Raw genomic sequence first — 18,142 nt, 5'->3', positions numbered from 1 at the left:
TGTCAATTGATTTGCCAAGCTAATTTATTTTCTTCTGTTTTTCCTATTTTTCGCATAAAAATACCCGCTTCGGAATTGTACTATCCGAAACGGGTGCTTCTTTCTGTTCTCTATATATTGTAAAACAATGAATCCACTTTTCTCTGAAATTCTTCAAATTTTCCAATGTATTCGTCAACTATGATATGACAGTATTTTTTCACAATAACTCCGTCATAATCATGTGCCAGCTGATTACGGACTTTCAGCATATCCATCCATTCATCGCCCTGGATCAGCTCTGCCTTAAACGACTCTCTCAAAACTTCTCTTGGTGATCCTGCAACAAAACCGGTGATCGCATAATACTGAACCAGAATATCTTTCATTACTTTCCAGGCAAGATCAAAGGTAATGCTGAATTTCGCACTTGTACCACTTAATACAAAGGAATCTTCCATATCACGTTGTCTCGCCTCAGTTAATGAAGCAAGAGAATTTTTAAAAGATTCATACCTCTTCGTAAATTTTTCGTCCATACTGCTCTATATCCTCCAACAGCAACTGATTTTCACAGGTGTCCAGATCTACCAGATCTATCGTATATAAAGTCGGGATATCCTCGATCTCTTCCTGAAGTTTTTCCATATCAGAAACCCCGCATACAGCAATATCTATATCACTTCTATCCCTCGCAGTCCCCTTAGCTCTGGAACCGAAAAGAATTACCCTTGAAGCTCCATTTCTCCTGCATATCTCTGTTATCTTCTGAAAAACTTCTTCTAATATCATCGTCACCTTTTCCTGTTCCTGATTTTTTATACAAACTGATTCACAGCCGGATCATAAGCATAATCGATCATATCGAGCTTATCTTCCAGTTCTTTTCTGTCAAGCCCTCTGTCCTCGCAGAAAGCGTCCAGGGATCTGTAAAAATCCCTCAGCTGTGTATTTACGTAACTTAAAAGCATTACCGGGTCCTTTGGTATCATAATCTGTTTCCATCCTTTTTATCTGATATTTATAAATCATTTTATTATTTTCTGACAGCCTGAAAGCCGCCACTTATGAAGCATCAGATTTACTATCTTACCAAATTTTCCTTTTGTCAAGAGCCAGGACGAAAAATCTCTTCAGGATCTTTTATTTCTTTAATATTTGATAAACTGGCGCGCCCTCGCACTGTTCGGGCTTTCGCACTCCGAGGATTTCCGCAATGGTAGGCGCCACATCCACCTGCCGGATCACTCTGTCCGTGATCGTTCCTTCTTTAATATCCTCCCCTGCTGCCAGAAAAACAGGAGTAACTGACGTCTGTGCATATCCTTCGGCAGTCGATAATCCATCTCCATGAAGCCGGTTAAAACCTTCATTGATCGTAAAAACAATATCGCCGCACTCTGCACCGCCAAGTCCCAGCACAACACTGTCCTTATTTCGCATGGCAATTCCCACCACACGCTTTCCAGTTGCCTGATCCCTGTAAGAATAGAGATCCGAAATGATCTGTTCCTCCAGATCATACTTGTCCTTCTCCTCTACAATTCCGTATTTATCTCTTCCTTTCAGATTGATATAAATATAATTGCTTCGTATCTGAATCGCTCTGGTCTTCTCCCAGTCGATCTCATCCACCGGATTTCCGTCCGCATCCTTCTTTCTCACAGTATATCCAAGCTCTTCCATTACCCCCAGATTCAGTCCTCCATATTCGCCCAGGATCGGTGGAACATTCTCGCCCACCAGAAGTCCATGATCCGACACAATAAAAATATCCCAGCCATTGTCCAGATATTCATAAAATTCCCCCAGATACTCATCTGTCTGTTCATAAACTTTCTCGATCAGTTTCTGATAGAACTTTTCATCAGTATGTTTCCATGGTTCCAGAGTTTTTGCCAGATGCCAGAACTGATGTCCAGCACAATCCACATTATGAAGATGGGAAAAAATAATCTTATAATCCTCCCTGTCGATCAGATACTTTAAGCTGTCTGCCTGCCACTTATTATAAATTTCCCAGGAGGGCAGAAAGATTTCTTCCGCCAGTTCTTCATCCTCGCCACCGATCAGGCTGACCGGCGGTACCGGTCCAACATTCTCTGTCACATTTTTGTACAGACTTTTGGGTTGCCATAACGTATCATTTTCCACATCCAGTGCATTGCTGACCCACAGTTTTACCCTGGCTCCATCCGGAGTAAGTGTAAGAAGTTTCCAGGAACGGCAGGCTTTTTTTATTCTTCCATTCTTTACCGCATCGTCCACGATCCCACTCTTCATTTCTCCGACCTTCAGTTCCACAAGAAATCTTTCTGCTGCTTTGCTCTCGTAGATCTGCACTCTGTCATATATTCCGGCTTCTCCTTTCAGGATCAGCGCCGGTCTTTTTATTTCTCCCTTGCAGAGAAGAACTGTAAATTCCAACGCATTCTCAGGTGCCTGCTTCCACCCTTCTGCCGGTACAACAGGCGAAGATACCATATCATAGGCAACCTTTGCCCCGATCATCATCTCCGTATCATCCAGGTCATGGACATATGTACGGATTTCTTTTCCTTCCCGTGCTTCATCGCCCCACCACAGTTCCATCATCTCATCGTCTTCATCACCGGCCTGCAGTGCGGAAAGATCATCGATCACACATCCAACGCCCTGTTTTCGCTCCACCTTTGGAAGATACTCCGCTTTTTTTATTCTTGTAGATGCGATCACCACCTTCTCCCAGTCCATCTGGGCAATTCCCATATTTACGGAACCTGGCTGGGTTCCATCTACCACATGGAGATTTTCACTTTTCAGGAACGGCGGCCATGAAGAACCCGGCCAGTGCCATACCAGTGTCTTTTTTCCTTCTTTCGCAGTTACATTCCACAGTTGCTCTGCCTTGCAGAATCTGGAGTCCATATTATAGACTACAGCATCCAGAGAATCCGGAGACTGTCTCCAGTAACAGGTGATTCCGTGGGTTCCCGGATAAGCTCCGGTTGCCAGTGTTGTCCAGCAGGGCGGAGTGATCGTCGGGATTGCTCCCAGCATATCCAGTCTTGTTCTTGCAGCTCCCCTCTCAAGGTATTTTTTTATATTTGGAAGTTTTCCCTCATCCAGAAATTTCTTTGTGATCCTGGAATCCATTCCGTCGATTCCAAGCACCAGTACCTTTTTATCCCTGCTCATTTTTATGCCTTCTTTCTAGCCGAATTGAATCAGTTTTTCTGCTTTTTTCTCTTCGTCATTCTGGATCTGTCCGATCAGATTCTGGCGAATCTTCCAGTATTCCTTTGTCTGTCTCAACTGCTCATAATCTATATTTTCATATTTGTTCAAAGGATTTTTATAATCTGAAACGATCCGTCCCGGATTTCCCTGCATTACGACCAGGCGCTTTCCGAGCAGCAATGCCTCATCCACATCATGGGTGATAAACAGAAACGTGCTTCCTGTTTCCTCCCATATTTTCCGTATATGCTCCTGCATTTTTTCCCTTGTCAGCGCATCAAGGGCACTGAACGGCTCATCCAGCAAAACAAACTCCGGCTCTGTTGCCAGCGTTCTTGCAATGGCAGCTCTCTGCTGCATACCACCTGAGAGCTGATGGGGCAATTTATCTTTTGCCTCGGCAAGACCTACAATCTCCTGATAATGTTCCACCTGATCTTTTCTCTGTCTTCGGTCCATACCTTTCTGTTTCAGGCCAAACTCTACATTTTTATATACGGAAAGCCATGGAAACAGATTTGCATGCTGAAATACAACGCCAACTTTTGCCGAAGGTTTCAGGAATGATTCTCCCCCAAGCAGCACCTTGCCTTCACTCGGCTGCCGATAGCCTGCCATTACATTAAGCAGAGAACTTTTTCCACATCCGGAAGGTCCCAGGAGGCATATGAAATCCCGATCATACACTTTCAGATTTACATCATCCAGTGCATGAAACAAGCATTTATTCTGTTTAAAATCAAGTCCTACATGTTCCAGAGTCATTTTTACTTTTTTTCTTCCAAACGGTTCTACTGTCATATCTATTTTTCCTCGTATAATTCTGATAAAATTCCCTGTTCAAAAACCTTCGCATCTGCTTTCTTATCCAGACTTTTCTGATCATACAGAAAATCCGCTGTTTTTTTCAGTACTCCGGCCAGTTCTCCATTTTTTCCAAGATACGCTTCCTGTTCGCTTTTATCTTTTACAATGATCTCATCCATGGTCGTCCGGGTTTCTTCTTCTGACAGATTTAATCCGCCGGCCATAAGCTTTGCAGCACCTTTTCCGTCATCCCGGTAACTCTTTACGGATTCATCCAGAATATCGATATACTTTTTCACCACATCCGGATATTTTTCATAAAAAGAATTGCTTACAATTCCCACCTCCGCAGTCAATGCACCTTTTTCCGCCATCTCCTCCGAGGAAACGATCTCAACACCTCCGTCATCAATGAGCTGGGATTTCACCGGTTCCCACACATATACTCCGTCGATTTCTCCCCTCTGCCAGGATGCATACATATCCGGTGCTGACATATCATATAAAGTTACATCTGTTTCACTTACTCCCTCTGCCTCCAGTGCACTCAGCAGTGAAAAATGTGAGGTACTTGCAAACGTTGTCGCGATTTTCTTTCCTTTCAGGTCTTTCACAGAACTGATCCCACTGTCTTTCTTTACTACCAGCCCTTCACTTTCGCCGATAATATCGTGAAGATAAAAAATCTTAAACGGATAATCCTTTGCAAGTCCCAGTGCCGCCGGCGGGGTTCCGATCGTAGCAAAATCAATGGAACCGGACTGCATCGCCGTCAGGATATCTGTACCTGACTGAAATTCCACCCATTTAACATCCGTATCCGGAAAAGCAGCCTCCAGGCTTCCTTTTTCTTTTGTAAGCAGCTCTCCGTTTGGAGACTCCCAGTATCCCAGGGTGATCTTTTTCGGTGTATCGTTATCTTTTGCCTGTACTTCTGTAAGATTTCCTCCTGCAAATACAGATGTTATAACCAGTGCCACAGTTGCAGCTGCTGTCAAAATTCTTTTTGCTTTCATAATTTTTTCTCCTCTGTTTTTATACTGTTTCCTGCCACGGCATTGCTTTTCGTATCAGAAGTTTAAGCCCACCGTCAATCAGCAGTGCGATTCCTCCCATAATAAAAATCCCCGCATAGACCGTTGCATACTGAATATATTTGCTGGCATCCAGAACCATCCACGCAAGTCCTGATGCAGAAGCGATCATCTCCGCAGCCACCAGTGTTGCATAGGAAACACCTACCGCTGTACGAAGTCCGGTAAGGATATCCGGCAGAACGGATGGAAGGATCACATCCCGGAAGATCACGAAATTTCCTGCTCCCAGGGATCTTGCTCCATTGATCCGGTCCTGCGGCACCTTCTGAACTCCAAACACGATCTGAATAAATAATGGAGCAAATCCGCTGAGAAACAGAAGCATGATCTTGGAGCCATCGCCGATTCCCATCCAAAGTACGATCAGCGTATTATAAGCCAACGGCGGCAGTGCCCGATAAAACTGGATAAAAGGATCTACTGCTGCAAGGATCTTACGGTTCATTCCACATGTGATCCCAAGAGCTGTTCCTACGATAAACACCAGCAGCATCGCAATTCCAAGTCGTCTCATGCTTGCAGCTATATGGTACATAAGGGGATAGCCTTTATAGCCGTTTTCCCACAGATTTCGGAAAGCATCCAGCACATCTTTTACCGATGGAATAAAAGTAGGATTAAAACAGTTCAGCGCACTTCCCACAATCCACACTCCCAGTACTGCTGCTACGGAAAACACTGAAACTTTCATGTAATTCTTCTTCATTGCTTTTCACATCCTTTTCTCTGATCTGTCTCCGATTATAGTTTCCCATATATTTTTCCTCAATAAAGGATTCAGAAATCGTTATCAGTTTTCAGACTGTTCGGAACTGTTTTCCAGGATTTTTCATGTAAAATCTGCCTCTTTTTCAGAGTTTTTCAGGATTTTGTGAAATCGTACTCATTCAGACTACATCCTAATTTTCAGGCATTTTACATCCATTACTATCCATTTTTACATAAAAAAAGAACTGCCCGATCCTGATCTTCATCCTGAAACGGATTTTTCATCAGAACCGACAGTTCTTTTCACGGTCAATCTATCTTAATTTTATGGAGTTATTTTTATTTTGTGCTGACAGTAAACTCTCCGTCTTTCACATCCAGCACAATGGTATCTCCGGCATGTACATCACCGGAAAGGATCTTCTTAGCTGTCAGTGTCTCCACGTAATTCTGGAGATAACGTTTCAGCGGACGCGCACCGTAAACCGGATCATAACCGTTGTCCACTACCATCTGTTTGGCAGCATCTGTAAGCTCCAGGGAAAGTTCCTGGTCAGCCAGACGGTCACTGAGTTCCTTTACCATCAGATCAACGATCTTGCCAATGTTATTCTTGGTCAGTGGCTTGAACATGATGATCTCATCCAGACGGTTCAGAAACTCCGGACGGAAATGTCCACGGAGATCTCCCATAACCTGCTCCTGTGCTTCCGGTTTGATATCTCCTTTCTCGTCGATACCGTCAAGAAGATACGGAGAACCAATGTTGGAAGTCATGATCAGAATGGTATTCTTGAAGTCAACAGTACGTCCCTGAGAATCTGTGATACGTCCATCATCCAGTACCTGCAGAAGCACATTGAATACATCCGGGTGAGCCTTCTCGATCTCATCGAAAAGAACAACACTGTACGGTTTTCTTCGAACAGCCTCTGTCAGCTGACCGCCTTCCTCATATCCGACATATCCTGGAGGCGCTCCGATCAGACGGGACACGGAATATTTCTCCATGTACTCACTCATATCGATACGGACCATATTCTGCTCATCATCAAACAGTGTGGCAGCCAGAGTTTTGGCAAGCTCTGTTTTACCAACACCGGTTGGTCCAAGGAACAGGAAGGAACCGATGGGCTTGGTCGGATCTTTGATTCCTGCTTTGGAACGGAGGATCGCATCTGTTACAAGTCGTACACCTTCATCCTGTCCTACTACACGTTTATGAAGCTCATCTTCAAGACCGAGAAGTTTGGTTCTCTCACCTTCCGTCAGCTTGGTTACCGGAATACCGGTCCATCTGGAAATGATACGGGCGATCTCATCATCTGTAACAGCCTCATGTACCAGGCTTCTGTCACTCTCTTTAACCTGTTTCTCCTCAATCTCCAGCTGCTGCTGAAGCTTCGGCAGCTCGCCGTACTGCAGCTCTGCTGCTTTCTCCAGATCGTAGTTCTGTTTCGCCTTCTGGATCTGTTTATTGATATCCTCGATCTGCTCACGTAATTTCTGAAGCTTCTCTACGGAATGTTTTTCATTGTCCCACTGTGCTTTCTGGGTATTAAAAGCATCTCTCATTTCTGCCAGTTCCTTCTGCAGTTCTGCCAGACGCTCTTTGCTTAAGTTATCTGTCTCTTTTTTCAGGGCAGATTCCTCAATCTCCAGCTGCATGATCTTACGTCTCTGCTCATCCAGCTCTGTCGGCATGGAATCCAGTTCTGTCTTGATCAGCGCACATGCCTCATCAACAAGGTCGATGGCTTTATCCGGAAGAAAACGGTCTGTAATGTATCTGTGTGAAAGTGTGGCAGCTGCAACCAGGGCGCTGTCTGTGATTTTAACGCCGTGGAATACTTCATATCTCTCTTTCAATCCACGAAGGATAGAAATGGTATCTTCTACGGTCGGCTCATCTACCATAACCGGCTGGAAACGACGGGCAAGTGCCGCATCTTTTTCAATATACTGACGGTACTCATCCAGAGTTGTAGCACCGATACAATGAAGCTCACCTCTGGCAAGCATAGGTTTCAGCATGTTTCCAGCATCCATGGCACCGTCTGTCTTACCGGCACCGACGATCAGATGAAGTTCATCGATAAACAGGATGATCTCACCCTCACTCTTCTTCACTTCCTCAAGAACTGCTTTCAGACGTTCCTCAAACTCACCACGGTACTTGGCACCTGCAACCAGTGCGCCCATATCCAGAGCAAAAATCTTCTTGTTCTTCAGGCCTTCCGGTACATCTCCGGCTACAATACGCTGTGCCAGTCCCTCAATGGCTGCCGTCTTACCAACACCAGGCTCACCGATGAGAACCGGATTGTTCTTGGTCTTACGGGAAAGGATACGGATAATATTCCGGATCTCCGCATCACGGCCGATCACCGGGTCCAGCTTCTGATTCTTAGCTTTCTCCACAAGATCCTCGCCGTATTTATTCAGCGTATCATAAGTTGCCTCCGGGTTGTCACTGACAACTCTCTGGTTTCCTCTGACTGTAGACAATGCCTGGAGAAAACGCTCTCTGGTGATTCCAAACTCATTGAATATCTTCTTCATGCTCGGGCTTGGATTACTCAGCATGGAAAGAAACAGATGCTCAACAGAGACATACTCATCTCCCATAGCCTTCGCTTCATCCTCAGCACTGACCAGCGCTTTGTTCAGATACTGACCAAAGTGAAGCTGTCCACCGGAAACTTTAACCTTAGCATCCAATGCTTTCTTCACTGTGTCAATAAAATATTCCTTCTGGATCTCCATCTTCTCGATCAGTTTGAGAATCAGGCTGTCCTCCTGTGTCAGCAAAGCATACAGAAGGTGTTCCTCCTCGATCTCCTGATTGCCATATTCATAAGCAACCTTCTCAAGATCCTGGACAGCCTGCATGGATTTCTGTGTAAATTTACTGATATTCATAGGCTTTCCTCCTATTCTATGAAAAGCACTTCCAATACTCTCATATCGGAAATGCTGTGGTTTTTTCTTGTTCTAGGAGAAATATAACACTATTTGTTAGCACTGTCAAGAGGTGAGTGCTAATTTTTTGTGAAGAATTTGTGAAGCCTTGATTTTATAGGCTCCACAGAGGTTTTTCACTTGCTTTCGCACTCAATTTTCTTGATTTGACCACATTTTTACGACAAATCTTTGGAAAAATATATTCGCCTGATTTTCTTACCACATTTTACGACAACGACTATGGTTTATACCACAGCAGGTACGGTTTCTGGCAGGTTCATTTTGGACATCTCGTTCTCCACATGAGACTTCTCTGCAATATGATTATAGACATTCATGGTGATCTGTGCATCTGAATGGCCCATCACATACTGCATAACCTTTGGATTGACATTGTTCTCACCCAATCTGGTACATCCTGTATGCCGGAGAATATGAGAAGAAATATGAGGCATTAGCTCTGGTTCTCTGTTCTCTTTTTCTGCCAATATAGTTTCTTTCTTATTATAGGCATTGACAATGTTTTTGAGAAAACTATTCACTCCCGCTGGCATGATCGGACGTCCATGTTTAGTATTGAATATAAATCCACTGCGTCCACCAATCTCCACTTTACTTTGTAACCCAAGCATCAGATTCAATTCTTTCTGCTTACGGAACGCATCATATACCATCTGTGTCATAGGAATATCTCTGATACCTGCATCCGTTTTGGTTTCTGAATCATGGAAACAATATCCTTCATCGCCTTCATAATATACAAGCTGACCACCTACATGGATTTCCCTGTTCTTCATATCCACATCGGACCAGGTTAAACCAATTGTCTCGCTCACTCGCAAGCAGGCTCCAAACATGACCTGCATCATTGGAAGATGTGGCTTGTACACTTTGCTTTGCTCTACGAACTTCAGAAGTTTTTCCTGCTGTGCAAGCGTCAGAGCTTCTTTCTCCTTTGCCGGAGCCCCATAATCTCCAAGTGTTCCTGTTACCGGATTCTTACGTATAATTCCATCTTCCACTGCCATCTCAAAACTGGGATTCAGCAGACCATAAAATCCTTTGATTGTGCTGTGTGCCAGTCCCTCATCTGACAGTTTGGAAAAGAAAGTCCTTACATGGGATGTCTTAAAATCCACGACACGAATATTTCCCAGCGTATTGCGTACCCGGTAATCCCACATATTGGTATAATTCTTTTTCGTTCTTTCCCGGATATTTTTCGTTGCCATGTATCGTTCAAACAAAGTATTTACTGTCAGCTTCTTAACAGATGCGTCTGTGATAAGCTGATCGTCCATATCCTTATTGATTTTCTTTTCCATCTCTCGCAGACTTGCCAGATCTGCCGCATAAACAGAATTACGTTTTCCGGTAATCTCATCCTTGTAGCGGTACTCATAACGTCCATCCGGACGCTGGTATTCACCTGTCTTTAAGTTTCTGCCTTTATTATCTTTTCTTGCCATATCAATCATTCCTTTCACTTCATTTCTTTGTTATTCGGAATGATTTTTGTCCTGTCGTATCAGTCATTTTCTGTCTGATATCTGCTCACAGATTAACATAATATTTTAAGATTTCCAAGGGTAAATTCCTGCAAAATGCTAATTTTTTATTTGCTGTTTTTACAGGAATATTTTGCCCCTTTTTCATTTTCATTCCGAAGGAAAGTTGTTGTATTTTATCCTTTTATCTTTCATTACACTGCCATTGCATCAAGATATTTTTTTATCTTATCCACGTTATAGAGAACACGTCTTCCAACAATCACTTTTGCTTCTGCGTAGTCTGCAATTTTTTTTGCAGTTACTTCTCCGCAGGATAACATTGCCATTAAGCCTTCAATGTCTACAGTCAGACGATTCTCCGCATTATATTCTGTTGTTTTCCTCATGATGCACATACCTCCTTTCCTCCGTATTCTTCTACATCACCTCCCAGACAGCGGTTATGCCCGTTGTCAGTACATTTTATTTTGAATTGGACTACTTACAATGATTTTCCATTCTGTTCGGCGTGTTGGCTTCCATTCGTATAGGCGGTGTCAACGTTACTACCGAAAATGTGCCACTGCACATTTATCGGCATCCTAAGGGAAGTTGACCTCTATCAGAAATCTTTCTGAATGCTGGCAGCTTCTTCTCAAGCCTACCAGCCGTTGCCGGAGTATCTTCGGTTTCCACATACTACTCTCTGGTACAGCGGTGGAAACCTGTGTTATCCTTTAAGCCCCGAAAGGCACCTATACAGCTCATTTAATTTTCAAGGTTCAGTAATCAAAAGTTGCGCTTTTTGTAGGTATACATTTTTGTGCCTATTTGATTTAATGCCATTATATTCCCCATTACTGTCAATGTCAATACCACTTCGCACATTTTAAGTGCTTTTTTGTACTCTTTTTTATTGATTTTCTGTTAATTTATGTTATAATATGGACAAATAGTTATTCATTTCTTGATTTTCCTATATTCAATGGATTTTATCAGGACTAATGCAGAGGTGGCTTTATGAATTTTAATCTGAAATTGAAAAAAATCCGGACATTCCGGAAAATGACACAAAAAGAACTATCAGAGAAGATCGGCCTGACCGATCAGCATAGAATTGTACAATATGAAAAAGGCGTTCGTGTCCCGAAAAAAGATCTGGTCGATAAGATGGCAAAGGCACTTGATGTCAACCCGTATACTCTCTACGACACTGCTGGACGGGATGCTCCTGAAATGATGGAACTGCTTTTCTGGCTGGATGAATTTAATCCGTCTGCATTGCATCTGTTTCTCCCTCGGAAATTTCCTGGTGAAAAATGCAATGAAGTAGCAGACACTTCCGTTTACTACCATAACAACGATAGCTGGCCTGCTCATGCTCCTGTCTGTATGTGGTTTGATTATGGGGTTCTGAATGATTTTCTGAAAGAATGGGTGGTTCGAATGGATGAACTAAAATCCGGTGTGATTACCAGAGATGAATATTTTGAATGGAAAATCAACTGGCCTCAAACCTGTGATGGATGTGGGAAATATGAACCTAAGAAAAAATGGCGTTCGTAAAAGCAGAACTGAGTGAAACTTAGCAAAACTTAAATTCACCGCATTTTTCCTCTTCTGCAAAAGAAAAAGCACTGTAAACCAATAATCAAACGGTTTCAGTGCTTTTTTCATATCCATGATGTTGGGGTCAAAAGGTATATTCTTATTGAATTGCGTTAATTTGTCTTAAATTATGTGTTTTAACTCCGCCAAATAGAAAACCATACATATTATTGCTACTATCCATCCTAACCCGGATAAACCGGAAAAGTTTTGCATTTCCTGTTGTTATACCAGCGCAAACTATAAATCCATTACTTCAGAAGAATTCTATGATTCCATGATCAATCTGAGTGCATACTTCGTATGGTATTTCCATTATATGCCGGTAGGAAATGACGCTGCACCGGAACTTCTCCCCTCACCGGAGCAGCGGACCGGTGTTTACGAAAAAATCCGTCATTACCGTGCTACAAAACCATTATTTGCAATGGATTTCCAGAACGACGCAAAATATGTCGGTGGATGTATTGCCGGCGGTTACCGCTACCTGCATATCAATGCTAATGGCGATATTGATCCTTGTGTATTCATTCACTATTCTGATTCAAACATCCGTGAAAAGACTTTACTTGAAGCCCTGCGTTCTCCAATGATGATGGCTTATCATAGAAATCAGCCATTTAATGAAAATATGCTTCGTCCTTGCCCGATGCTGGAAAATCCGCAGAAACTCCGTGAAATGGTTACTACCGCCGGTGCACATTCTGCTGACCTGCAGTCACCGGAAAGTGTAGAACATCTTTGCTCCAAATGTGATCGTTATGCAGAGCACTGGAAACCGGCAGCAGACAAACTCGGGGAAGAAAACCGCAGAAAATACAACGAAAAACATTCTCAGAATTAAAACTGGGGCATATAATTAAGCAGGAGACTAACCATTAGCTGTTAGTCTCCTGCTCCATTTTCTCAATTCTAAGCATACGATATCCAATACCAATATGAGTCTGGATATATTGCACCCCATTTTTCTCAGGTTCCAGTTTTTTTCGCAGTGTTGCCATAAAAACCCTAAGAGAGGCAATATCGTTTTCCGAACATCGTCCCCAAATCTGCTGGGTAATATACGTATGCGTCAATACCTTTCCCACATTACGTGACAGAAGGCAAAGCAACTTATATTCAATAGGCGTCAAATGTAGTTCTTCTCCTTTCAGATATGTACAGCCAGCCGTATAATCTATCTTCAATTCACCATTTTCAAAAACGGAAGTCTCCAACTGCTCCCCCGCCTGCGTTATGGCAAGCCTTCTTTGGGTGACACGGATACGTGCAAGTAATTCCTCTACGGAAAATGGTTTTGTAATATAATCATCAGCCCCTGCATCCAGTGCCTCTATTTTGTCCGTATCCTCACTTCTGGCACTGATCACAATAATCGGCATATTTGACCATGTCCGAATTTTCTTTATTACCTCTACTCCTTCTATATCAGGGAGGCCCAGATCCAGAAGAACAATATCCGGATTATGGGATGAAGCCTCCAGAATGGCAGAAGACCCATTTTCTGCCGTCAGATATTTATAATCATGTGTTTTTAATGTAGTGACAATCAGATTTCGTATAGGTCTGTCGTCCTCCACCACAAGAATTAATGTTTTATTCATTTAATATCACCTCACTTAAGGGTAAAGTAAAAATAAAATTGCATCCATGGGGAGCATGATCCGTAAGAATCAGGGTCTCGTTATGTGCCTCTATGATAGAATGGCAAAGTGCCAGACCAAGTCCCAGACTCCGATGGCTGTCTGCAACCGTTGTTTTCCCTGTATAAAACATTTCAAAAATATGCGGCTTCATTTTTTTCGGAATTCCAGGGCCGTTATCTTCCACGCTTATCTGCGCTTTCCCACCAAATTTCTTTCCCCGAATACTGATTACAGAACCTGGCGGGGTATACTTTATGGCATTATCTATTAAATTTACCAAGACCTGTATAATAAGGCGGACATCCATACGTGTAAGAATCAGTTCTTCACAATCTACCACAATTTTATAATCATCATGTTTCCTACTGATATGCCGAAGCGCCTCTGTAATCACCTCATCCAAAAGCTGGTCTGTAAATTTAAATTTCAGTCTTCCATCATTCAGCCTGGTAATAGAAAGTAGATTCTCCACAACTCCGATCAGCCATTCTGAATCATCGTAGATATCGGTGTAAATCTGATGCCTAGTAGCTTCGTCCAAGCGGTCGCTATTGTTAAGAAGCATATCTGCATTGCCGGAAATGGAGCAGAGTGGAGTCCGAAGATCATGAGAGATTGCACGAAGAAGATCTGCACGGAGCTGCTCATTTTTGGCTAAAACTGCATTTTTCTCTTTTTCCATGGCATTTTGTGCATTCTCCATGGCAAGCGCACATTCATTTATTACAGAAAGCAGGATACTGTATTCAAAAGAATCCAGTGTTTCTTTTTGCATCGGTATCCCAATTACGCCATAAACATTATTCCCACTTCGAATTGCCAGATACAGACATTTGGCATGAGGAAAATGATGTGTAGATACACCGGCACGCTGTCTGTTTTCATAGGTCCATCTGGCTACATTCTGCTCTTCTTGTGTTAAAAAATCTTCATTATTTTCTTTTTCTCCGGAGAAAAGTTTTCCCTCTGATAAAGTTCCATTTTTAACAATATATGCTGTAATATTACGGTTTAATAAGCGAATCAGCTGTGTACAGGTAACTCCAAGGATCTCCGTTTCTCCTTTCTCCCTTTGCAGCAGGCGATCTGTTTCAAACAGAACCTGTGTACGAAAGGCAAGTTGTGCGGACAGCTTTGCATGTGTTTTCAGCTTTGCCGCAAGTGTTCCTGTAAGCACGGACGAAATAAGCATGATAAGAAATGTTACCGGATATCCCACCGCATACGTCTGAAAAGACATTCTCGGCTCTGTGAGAAAAAAACAAAATAAGAATACGCTTAAAAAAGATCCGGCTATACTGCAAAGATATCCATCTGTCACAATTGAAGTAAGCAAAACCCCCAGAATGTATATAGTTACAATATTGGTATCCGTAAATTTCAGCTTTTGGAATAACAGACCGATTAAAGTACATACTGCAAATATAAAAGCTGTCAGAACATAGTCTTTTGCTGATGGTTTTTCTGCAGATCCTGTAAATGACTGTTTCGAATAGGTTCTATTTTTTACTGCATCCTGAATAATATGGATATCAATATCCGGTACAATTTCAATTAGCTTTTCCGTCAGAGTTGATTTGCTGAAAAAGTGATTTCGTCTGGCATTGCTTTGTCCGATAACAATTATTGTAACACTAGAAAGTCTGGCATATTCTGCAATCTGCACGGGCACATTTTCCCCATGAGTCATTACTATTTCTGCCCCAAGTTTTTCCGCATACCGGATATGTTCTTCCAGCTTTTCTTTATCCATAGCTTCTGCTTTTGTACCGGTCTGCACATACAAAGCTGTAAAACGAGCCTGCAGCGCATTTGCCATCTTTGCTGCTGTATCTACTATTTTTAGGTTCGAGGGTGCTGCGGACAGACATACTAGAATATGGTCATCTGCCTTTTGAGTATCATCTTCAATTTTCTGCTTCATCCTGCCTATCCCCTTTTTCTGCTGTTTTGGAAATTATATCATGTGACTGTGTTATGGTCAAAATCTTTTCTGCCTCTTCAGCCTGTCCATCAAAAATGATAATTTCTGCTTCTTTATATTGGCTTTTATACTCGTGAACCTCTTTTAACAATTCTTTATCCGAAAGATTGTTCAAAAATAATATCTTCGATAAAGTCTGCTTTCCTTCCGGTTTGTCTTTGACAGTTTCCTGTATGGTATCCAAAAACTGATCTATTTTATTGGCAATATAAAAGCCAAACCCAAACATGCAAAATACAGCAACCGCTAGCATTCCCTGTGCCATTACCATCACCTCTTTATCAGTCACTCTGGCAACTTAATTATATACGGAAGCATTTCTGAAGTACCCTGTATTCTCCTAACACCAGTAATTTATTATTCTCTGCCAAATATGTATTTGGGGAAATTGCAATACTGAATTCCCCTTCACCCTTTACCGCCAAGATATTAATGTTATAACGTTTCCTGATATCCAGCTCACCTACTGTCTTTCCAACCCATCCTTCTGGCACTTCTACCTCAAAGATTGCGTGGGACGCATCCACCTCCATATAGTCAAGGATATGGTCATCTGTGTAACGGATAGAGGCCCATTTTGCAACCTGTTTTTCGGGATAAACCACTTTGTCGGCACCATTGCGTAAAAGAAATTTTTCCTGAACATCACGTTCAGCTCTGGAGATTACCAGTTTTGCTCCCAACTCTTTTAGAAGTGACGTTGTTTCAAGGGAATTTTGGAAACTTCCCCCAATGGCCACAAAACAGATATCATAGTTTCCAATCCCAAGGGAGCGCAAAAATTCCGCATTAGTGCTGTCACCAATCTGTGCATTGGTCACAAATGGCAGTACTTCATCCACCCTCTCTTCATTCCAGTCAACCGCCATAATTTCATGTCCCAGCTGGTTTAACTGCATAGCAATATGCCTTCCAAATCTTCCAAGTCCAACAAGCAATACATTCTTCATAATTTCATCTTTCTCCTTCTTATCCAACTGTAATCTTCTCCAGAGGCAGTTTTGCATTTCTCTTGTTTCTTCCAGAAAACACCGCATAAATCAAAGTCAGGCCGCCCACACGTCCCAGATACATTAAAATAATCAGCACAGTTTGTGAAAAAACATGAAGCCCAGGTGTAATCCCCAGTGTCAGTCCTACCGTGCCTACAGCTGAAGCAGCTTCATACAGACAATCTAAAAGTGGAAGACCTTCGTATACGCTGATTGCGATTCCACCAAAAAAAAACATAGTAAAATAAAGCATAGCTATCGTTACTGCATTTTTTATCACATGATATTCCAATCTCCGTCCAAAAGCCCCTGCATTTTCCTGACTTCTAAATGTCGCAATTGCATTTAAAATAAGCACCGTGAAGGTTGTCGTTTTCATTCCACCAGCTGTAGAACCCGGCGAACCGCCAACCAGCATCAACAAAATCATAACTGCTTTTGAAGCCTCGCCCATCTTCGAAATATTTATCGTGTTAAATCCTGCTGTCCTTGTTGTTACCGATTGGAACATCGCAGCTAACAGGCGTTTCCCTGCGGATAGATTTTTCAGATCACAGACGAAGAAAAAAACTGTAGGAAATAAGATTAGACTTGCAGTAGTCATCAAAATAATCTTGCTTTGCATACGGTAACGTTTAAAGTTCAGTTTATTCGTATAAATATCATCCCAGGTGAGAAAACCTATCCCTCCTACAATAATCAGCAACATAATTTCCACATTTACAAAGGCATTTCCAGAATACCCGGTCAAGGAAGGAAAGGGATTGTCGGCCGTTCCCAGAATATCAAAACCGGCATTACAAAAAGCAGAAATTGAATGAAAGACTGACATCCAGATTCCCTTTCCACCATAATCAGGTAAAAAAGCTGGCAGTAACAACAGCGCCCCTGCAGCTTCCATCAGAAATGTCCCTTTTAAAATAAATCTTGTTAGTCTGACAATTCCTCCCACTTTAGGTGCTGATATCGCATCCTGCATGGTACTTCTTTGCATAAGAGATATTTTTCTCCCAGAAAGAAGGGAAACAGATGCTGCTACCGTTACAACGCCAAGCCCACCAATTTGTATGAGTACAAGAATAATTATCTGTCCTGCCATAGACCAGTAGCTTCCAGTATCCTTTACCACAAGACCTGTCACACATACTGCGGAAGTAGCAGTAAAAAGGGCCTCATGAAATGGAGTTGGTACTTTATCCAAAGTGGAAAATGGAAGCATCAGCAAAACGGTTCCTAAAAGAATCACTCCTGCAAACCCAAGAATAATTAACTGAAAGGATGTCAGATGTTTTTTCTTATATGTCTTTTCTGGCATAAATAATCAGAACTCCTTATTATTGATTCTAAATAATGCTATCTTTGTGCTGTTTTTATTATATATAATTGCTTTCAAAGATGGTATAAGAGTCTCTGATTCTATATTAAGATTGTATAAAGATTTAGATTAGGAATTATTTTCCAAAATAAAACACCAGGACTATGAAAAAATAACCTATAAAAAAGGAGCTTCTACAATGATTTTATTAACATTTCCTATGATTTTTGCACCGGAAGTCATGTCAGGCCTGATACCATTGCACTTTTTTCCTTGGTAAAGATAGAAAATTATCACAAAATTAACTCCAAAAGGGTGTAAATCTATAGTGTG

16 protein-coding genes and 1 pseudogene are annotated in these 18,142 nt (G+C 42.1%); 2 read left to right on the top strand and 15 right to left on the bottom strand.

What is annotated here, in order from left to right; genetic code table 11:
* Positions 1-110 precede the first annotated feature (110 nt).
* The 10 genes from KQI39_RS07295 to KQI39_RS07250 form a co-directional block, all read right to left on the bottom strand.
* Positions 111-518 (bottom strand): HI0074 family nucleotidyltransferase substrate-binding subunit, encoded by a 408-nt coding sequence (locus tag KQI39_RS07295; protein ID WP_148444840.1) that lies wholly within the window; start codon positions 516-518, stop codon positions 111-113.
* Positions 490-771, bottom strand: coding sequence for a nucleotidyltransferase family protein (locus KQI39_RS07290; protein WP_173762549.1), 282 nt, complete (start codon positions 769-771; stop codon positions 490-492). Before KQI39_RS07290 ends, KQI39_RS07295 begins: the two co-directional genes overlap by 29 nt.
* A gap of 26 nt (positions 772-797) precedes the next feature.
* Complete coding sequence (locus tag KQI39_RS07285; RefSeq protein ID WP_148444842.1) at positions 798-971, bottom strand: DUF4250 domain-containing protein; 174 nt, start codon at positions 969-971, stop codon at positions 798-800.
* 151 nt (positions 972-1,122) lie between these two features.
* Positions 1,123-3,156: an alkaline phosphatase family protein gene (locus KQI39_RS07280; protein ID WP_216417524.1), complete on the bottom strand. Its 2,034-nt coding sequence runs from the start codon at positions 3,154-3,156 to the stop codon at positions 1,123-1,125.
* A 15-nt stretch (positions 3,157-3,171) separates the two neighbouring features.
* Positions 3,172-3,999, bottom strand: coding sequence for an ABC transporter ATP-binding protein (locus KQI39_RS07275; protein ID WP_216417522.1), 828 nt, complete (start codon positions 3,997-3,999; stop codon positions 3,172-3,174).
* 2 nt (positions 4,000-4,001) lie between these two features.
* Positions 4,002-5,021, bottom strand: coding sequence for a taurine ABC transporter substrate-binding protein (locus KQI39_RS07270; protein WP_216417520.1), 1,020 nt, complete (start codon positions 5,019-5,021; stop codon positions 4,002-4,004).
* 19 nt (positions 5,022-5,040) lie between these two features.
* Entirely contained in the window at positions 5,041-5,808 is a 768-nt protein-coding gene (locus KQI39_RS07265) for an ABC transporter permease (protein ID WP_216417518.1), read from the bottom strand.
* A gap of 341 nt (positions 5,809-6,149) precedes the next feature.
* Complete coding sequence (gene clpB, locus KQI39_RS07260; protein ID WP_216417516.1) at positions 6,150-8,732, bottom strand: ATP-dependent chaperone ClpB; 2,583 nt, start codon at positions 8,730-8,732, stop codon at positions 6,150-6,152.
* A gap of 287 nt (positions 8,733-9,019) precedes the next feature.
* Complete coding sequence (locus tag KQI39_RS07255) at positions 9,020-10,243, bottom strand: site-specific integrase (RefSeq protein ID WP_216417514.1); 1,224 nt, start codon at positions 10,241-10,243, stop codon at positions 9,020-9,022.
* 233 nt (positions 10,244-10,476) lie between these two features.
* Entirely contained in the window at positions 10,477-10,671 is a 195-nt protein-coding gene (locus KQI39_RS07250; RefSeq protein ID WP_216392336.1) for a hypothetical protein, read from the bottom strand.
* 613 nt (positions 10,672-11,284) lie between these two features.
* Here KQI39_RS07250 and KQI39_RS07245 point away from each other — a divergent pair.
* Both KQI39_RS07245 and KQI39_RS07240 read left to right on the top strand, forming a co-directional pair.
* The gene (locus tag KQI39_RS07245; protein WP_216417512.1) at positions 11,285-11,830 is read left to right on the top strand and encodes a helix-turn-helix domain-containing protein; all 546 of its coding nucleotides are present in this window, start codon (positions 11,285-11,287) and stop codon (positions 11,828-11,830) included.
* Between the two features lie 250 nt (positions 11,831-12,080).
* Positions 12,081-12,716 (top strand): annotated as a pseudogene (locus KQI39_RS07240) (SPASM domain-containing protein); the annotation flags it as partial.
* A 34-nt stretch (positions 12,717-12,750) separates the two neighbouring features.
* On the opposite strand, the gene KQI39_RS07235 reads toward KQI39_RS07240, so the two are convergent.
* From KQI39_RS07235 to KQI39_RS07215, 5 genes are read right to left on the bottom strand one after another with little or no spacing between them, the layout of a single operon-like run.
* Entirely contained in the window at positions 12,751-13,476 is a 726-nt protein-coding gene (locus tag KQI39_RS07235; protein WP_216417510.1) for a response regulator, read from the bottom strand.
* Positions 13,469-15,442 carry a DUF4118 domain-containing protein gene (locus tag KQI39_RS07230; protein WP_216417508.1) on the bottom strand — a complete coding sequence of 658 codons (1,974 nt, stop codon included), beginning with the start codon at positions 15,440-15,442 and terminating at the stop codon, positions 13,469-13,471. Before KQI39_RS07230 ends, KQI39_RS07235 begins: the two co-directional genes overlap by 8 nt.
* Complete coding sequence (locus KQI39_RS07225; RefSeq protein WP_216417506.1) at positions 15,426-15,767, bottom strand: hypothetical protein; 342 nt, start codon at positions 15,765-15,767, stop codon at positions 15,426-15,428. The genes KQI39_RS07230 and KQI39_RS07225 overlap by 17 nt, the downstream gene beginning before the upstream one ends.
* Before the next feature lie 37 nt (positions 15,768-15,804).
* Complete coding sequence (locus KQI39_RS07220; protein WP_216417504.1) at positions 15,805-16,452, bottom strand: potassium channel family protein; 648 nt, start codon at positions 16,450-16,452, stop codon at positions 15,805-15,807.
* A gap of 19 nt (positions 16,453-16,471) precedes the next feature.
* Positions 16,472-17,809, bottom strand: a complete 1,338-nt coding sequence (locus KQI39_RS07215; RefSeq protein ID WP_216417502.1) for a TrkH family potassium uptake protein — start codon at positions 17,807-17,809, stop codon at positions 16,472-16,474.
* Positions 17,810-18,142: the final 333 nt, after the last annotated feature.

The organism is Blautia sp. MSJ-36 (genome assembly GCF_018917985.1).
Classification (GTDB): domain Bacteria; phylum Bacillota; class Clostridia; order Lachnospirales; family Lachnospiraceae; genus Blautia_A.
Note: the sequence above shows the minus strand (reverse complement) of the source record. Positions and strands in the feature narration are given on the sequence as shown.

Coding starts and splice junctions, on each gene's coding strand:
- KQI39_RS07295 (WP_148444840.1), bottom strand. CDS start 518: ATGGACGAAAAATTTACGAAGAGGTATGAATCTTTTAAAAATTCTCTT.
- KQI39_RS07230 (WP_216417508.1), bottom strand. CDS start 15,442: ATGAAGCAGAAAATTGAAGATGATACTCAAAAGGCAGATGACCATATT.
- KQI39_RS07215 (WP_216417502.1), bottom strand. CDS start 17,809: ATGCCAGAAAAGACATATAAGAAAAAACATCTGACATCCTTTCAGTTA.
- KQI39_RS07285 (WP_148444842.1), bottom strand. CDS start 971: ATGATACCAAAGGACCCGGTAATGCTTTTAAGTTACGTAAATACACAG.
- KQI39_RS07265 (WP_216417518.1), bottom strand. CDS start 5,808: ATGAAGAAGAATTACATGAAAGTTTCAGTGTTTTCCGTAGCAGCAGTA.
- KQI39_RS07225 (WP_216417506.1), bottom strand. CDS start 15,767: ATGGCACAGGGAATGCTAGCGGTTGCTGTATTTTGCATGTTTGGGTTT.
- KQI39_RS07245 (WP_216417512.1), top strand. CDS start 11,285: ATGAATTTTAATCTGAAATTGAAAAAAATCCGGACATTCCGGAAAATG.
- KQI39_RS07270 (WP_216417520.1), bottom strand. CDS start 5,021: ATGAAAGCAAAAAGAATTTTGACAGCAGCTGCAACTGTGGCACTGGTT.
- KQI39_RS07280 (WP_216417524.1), bottom strand. CDS start 3,156: ATGAGCAGGGATAAAAAGGTACTGGTGCTTGGAATCGACGGAATGGAT.
- clpB (WP_216417516.1), bottom strand. CDS start 8,732: ATGAATATCAGTAAATTTACACAGAAATCCATGCAGGCTGTCCAGGAT.
- KQI39_RS07275 (WP_216417522.1), bottom strand. CDS start 3,999: ATGACAGTAGAACCGTTTGGAAGAAAAAAAGTAAAAATGACTCTGGAA.
- KQI39_RS07235 (WP_216417510.1), bottom strand. CDS start 13,476: ATGAATAAAACATTAATTCTTGTGGTGGAGGACGACAGACCTATACGA.
- KQI39_RS07255 (WP_216417514.1), bottom strand. CDS start 10,243: ATGGCAAGAAAAGATAATAAAGGCAGAAACTTAAAGACAGGTGAATAC.
- KQI39_RS07220 (WP_216417504.1), bottom strand. CDS start 16,452: ATGAAGAATGTATTGCTTGTTGGACTTGGAAGATTTGGAAGGCATATT.
- KQI39_RS07250 (WP_216392336.1), bottom strand. CDS start 10,671: ATGAGGAAAACAACAGAATATAATGCGGAGAATCGTCTGACTGTAGAC.
- KQI39_RS07290 (WP_173762549.1), bottom strand. CDS start 771: ATGATATTAGAAGAAGTTTTTCAGAAGATAACAGAGATATGCAGGAGA.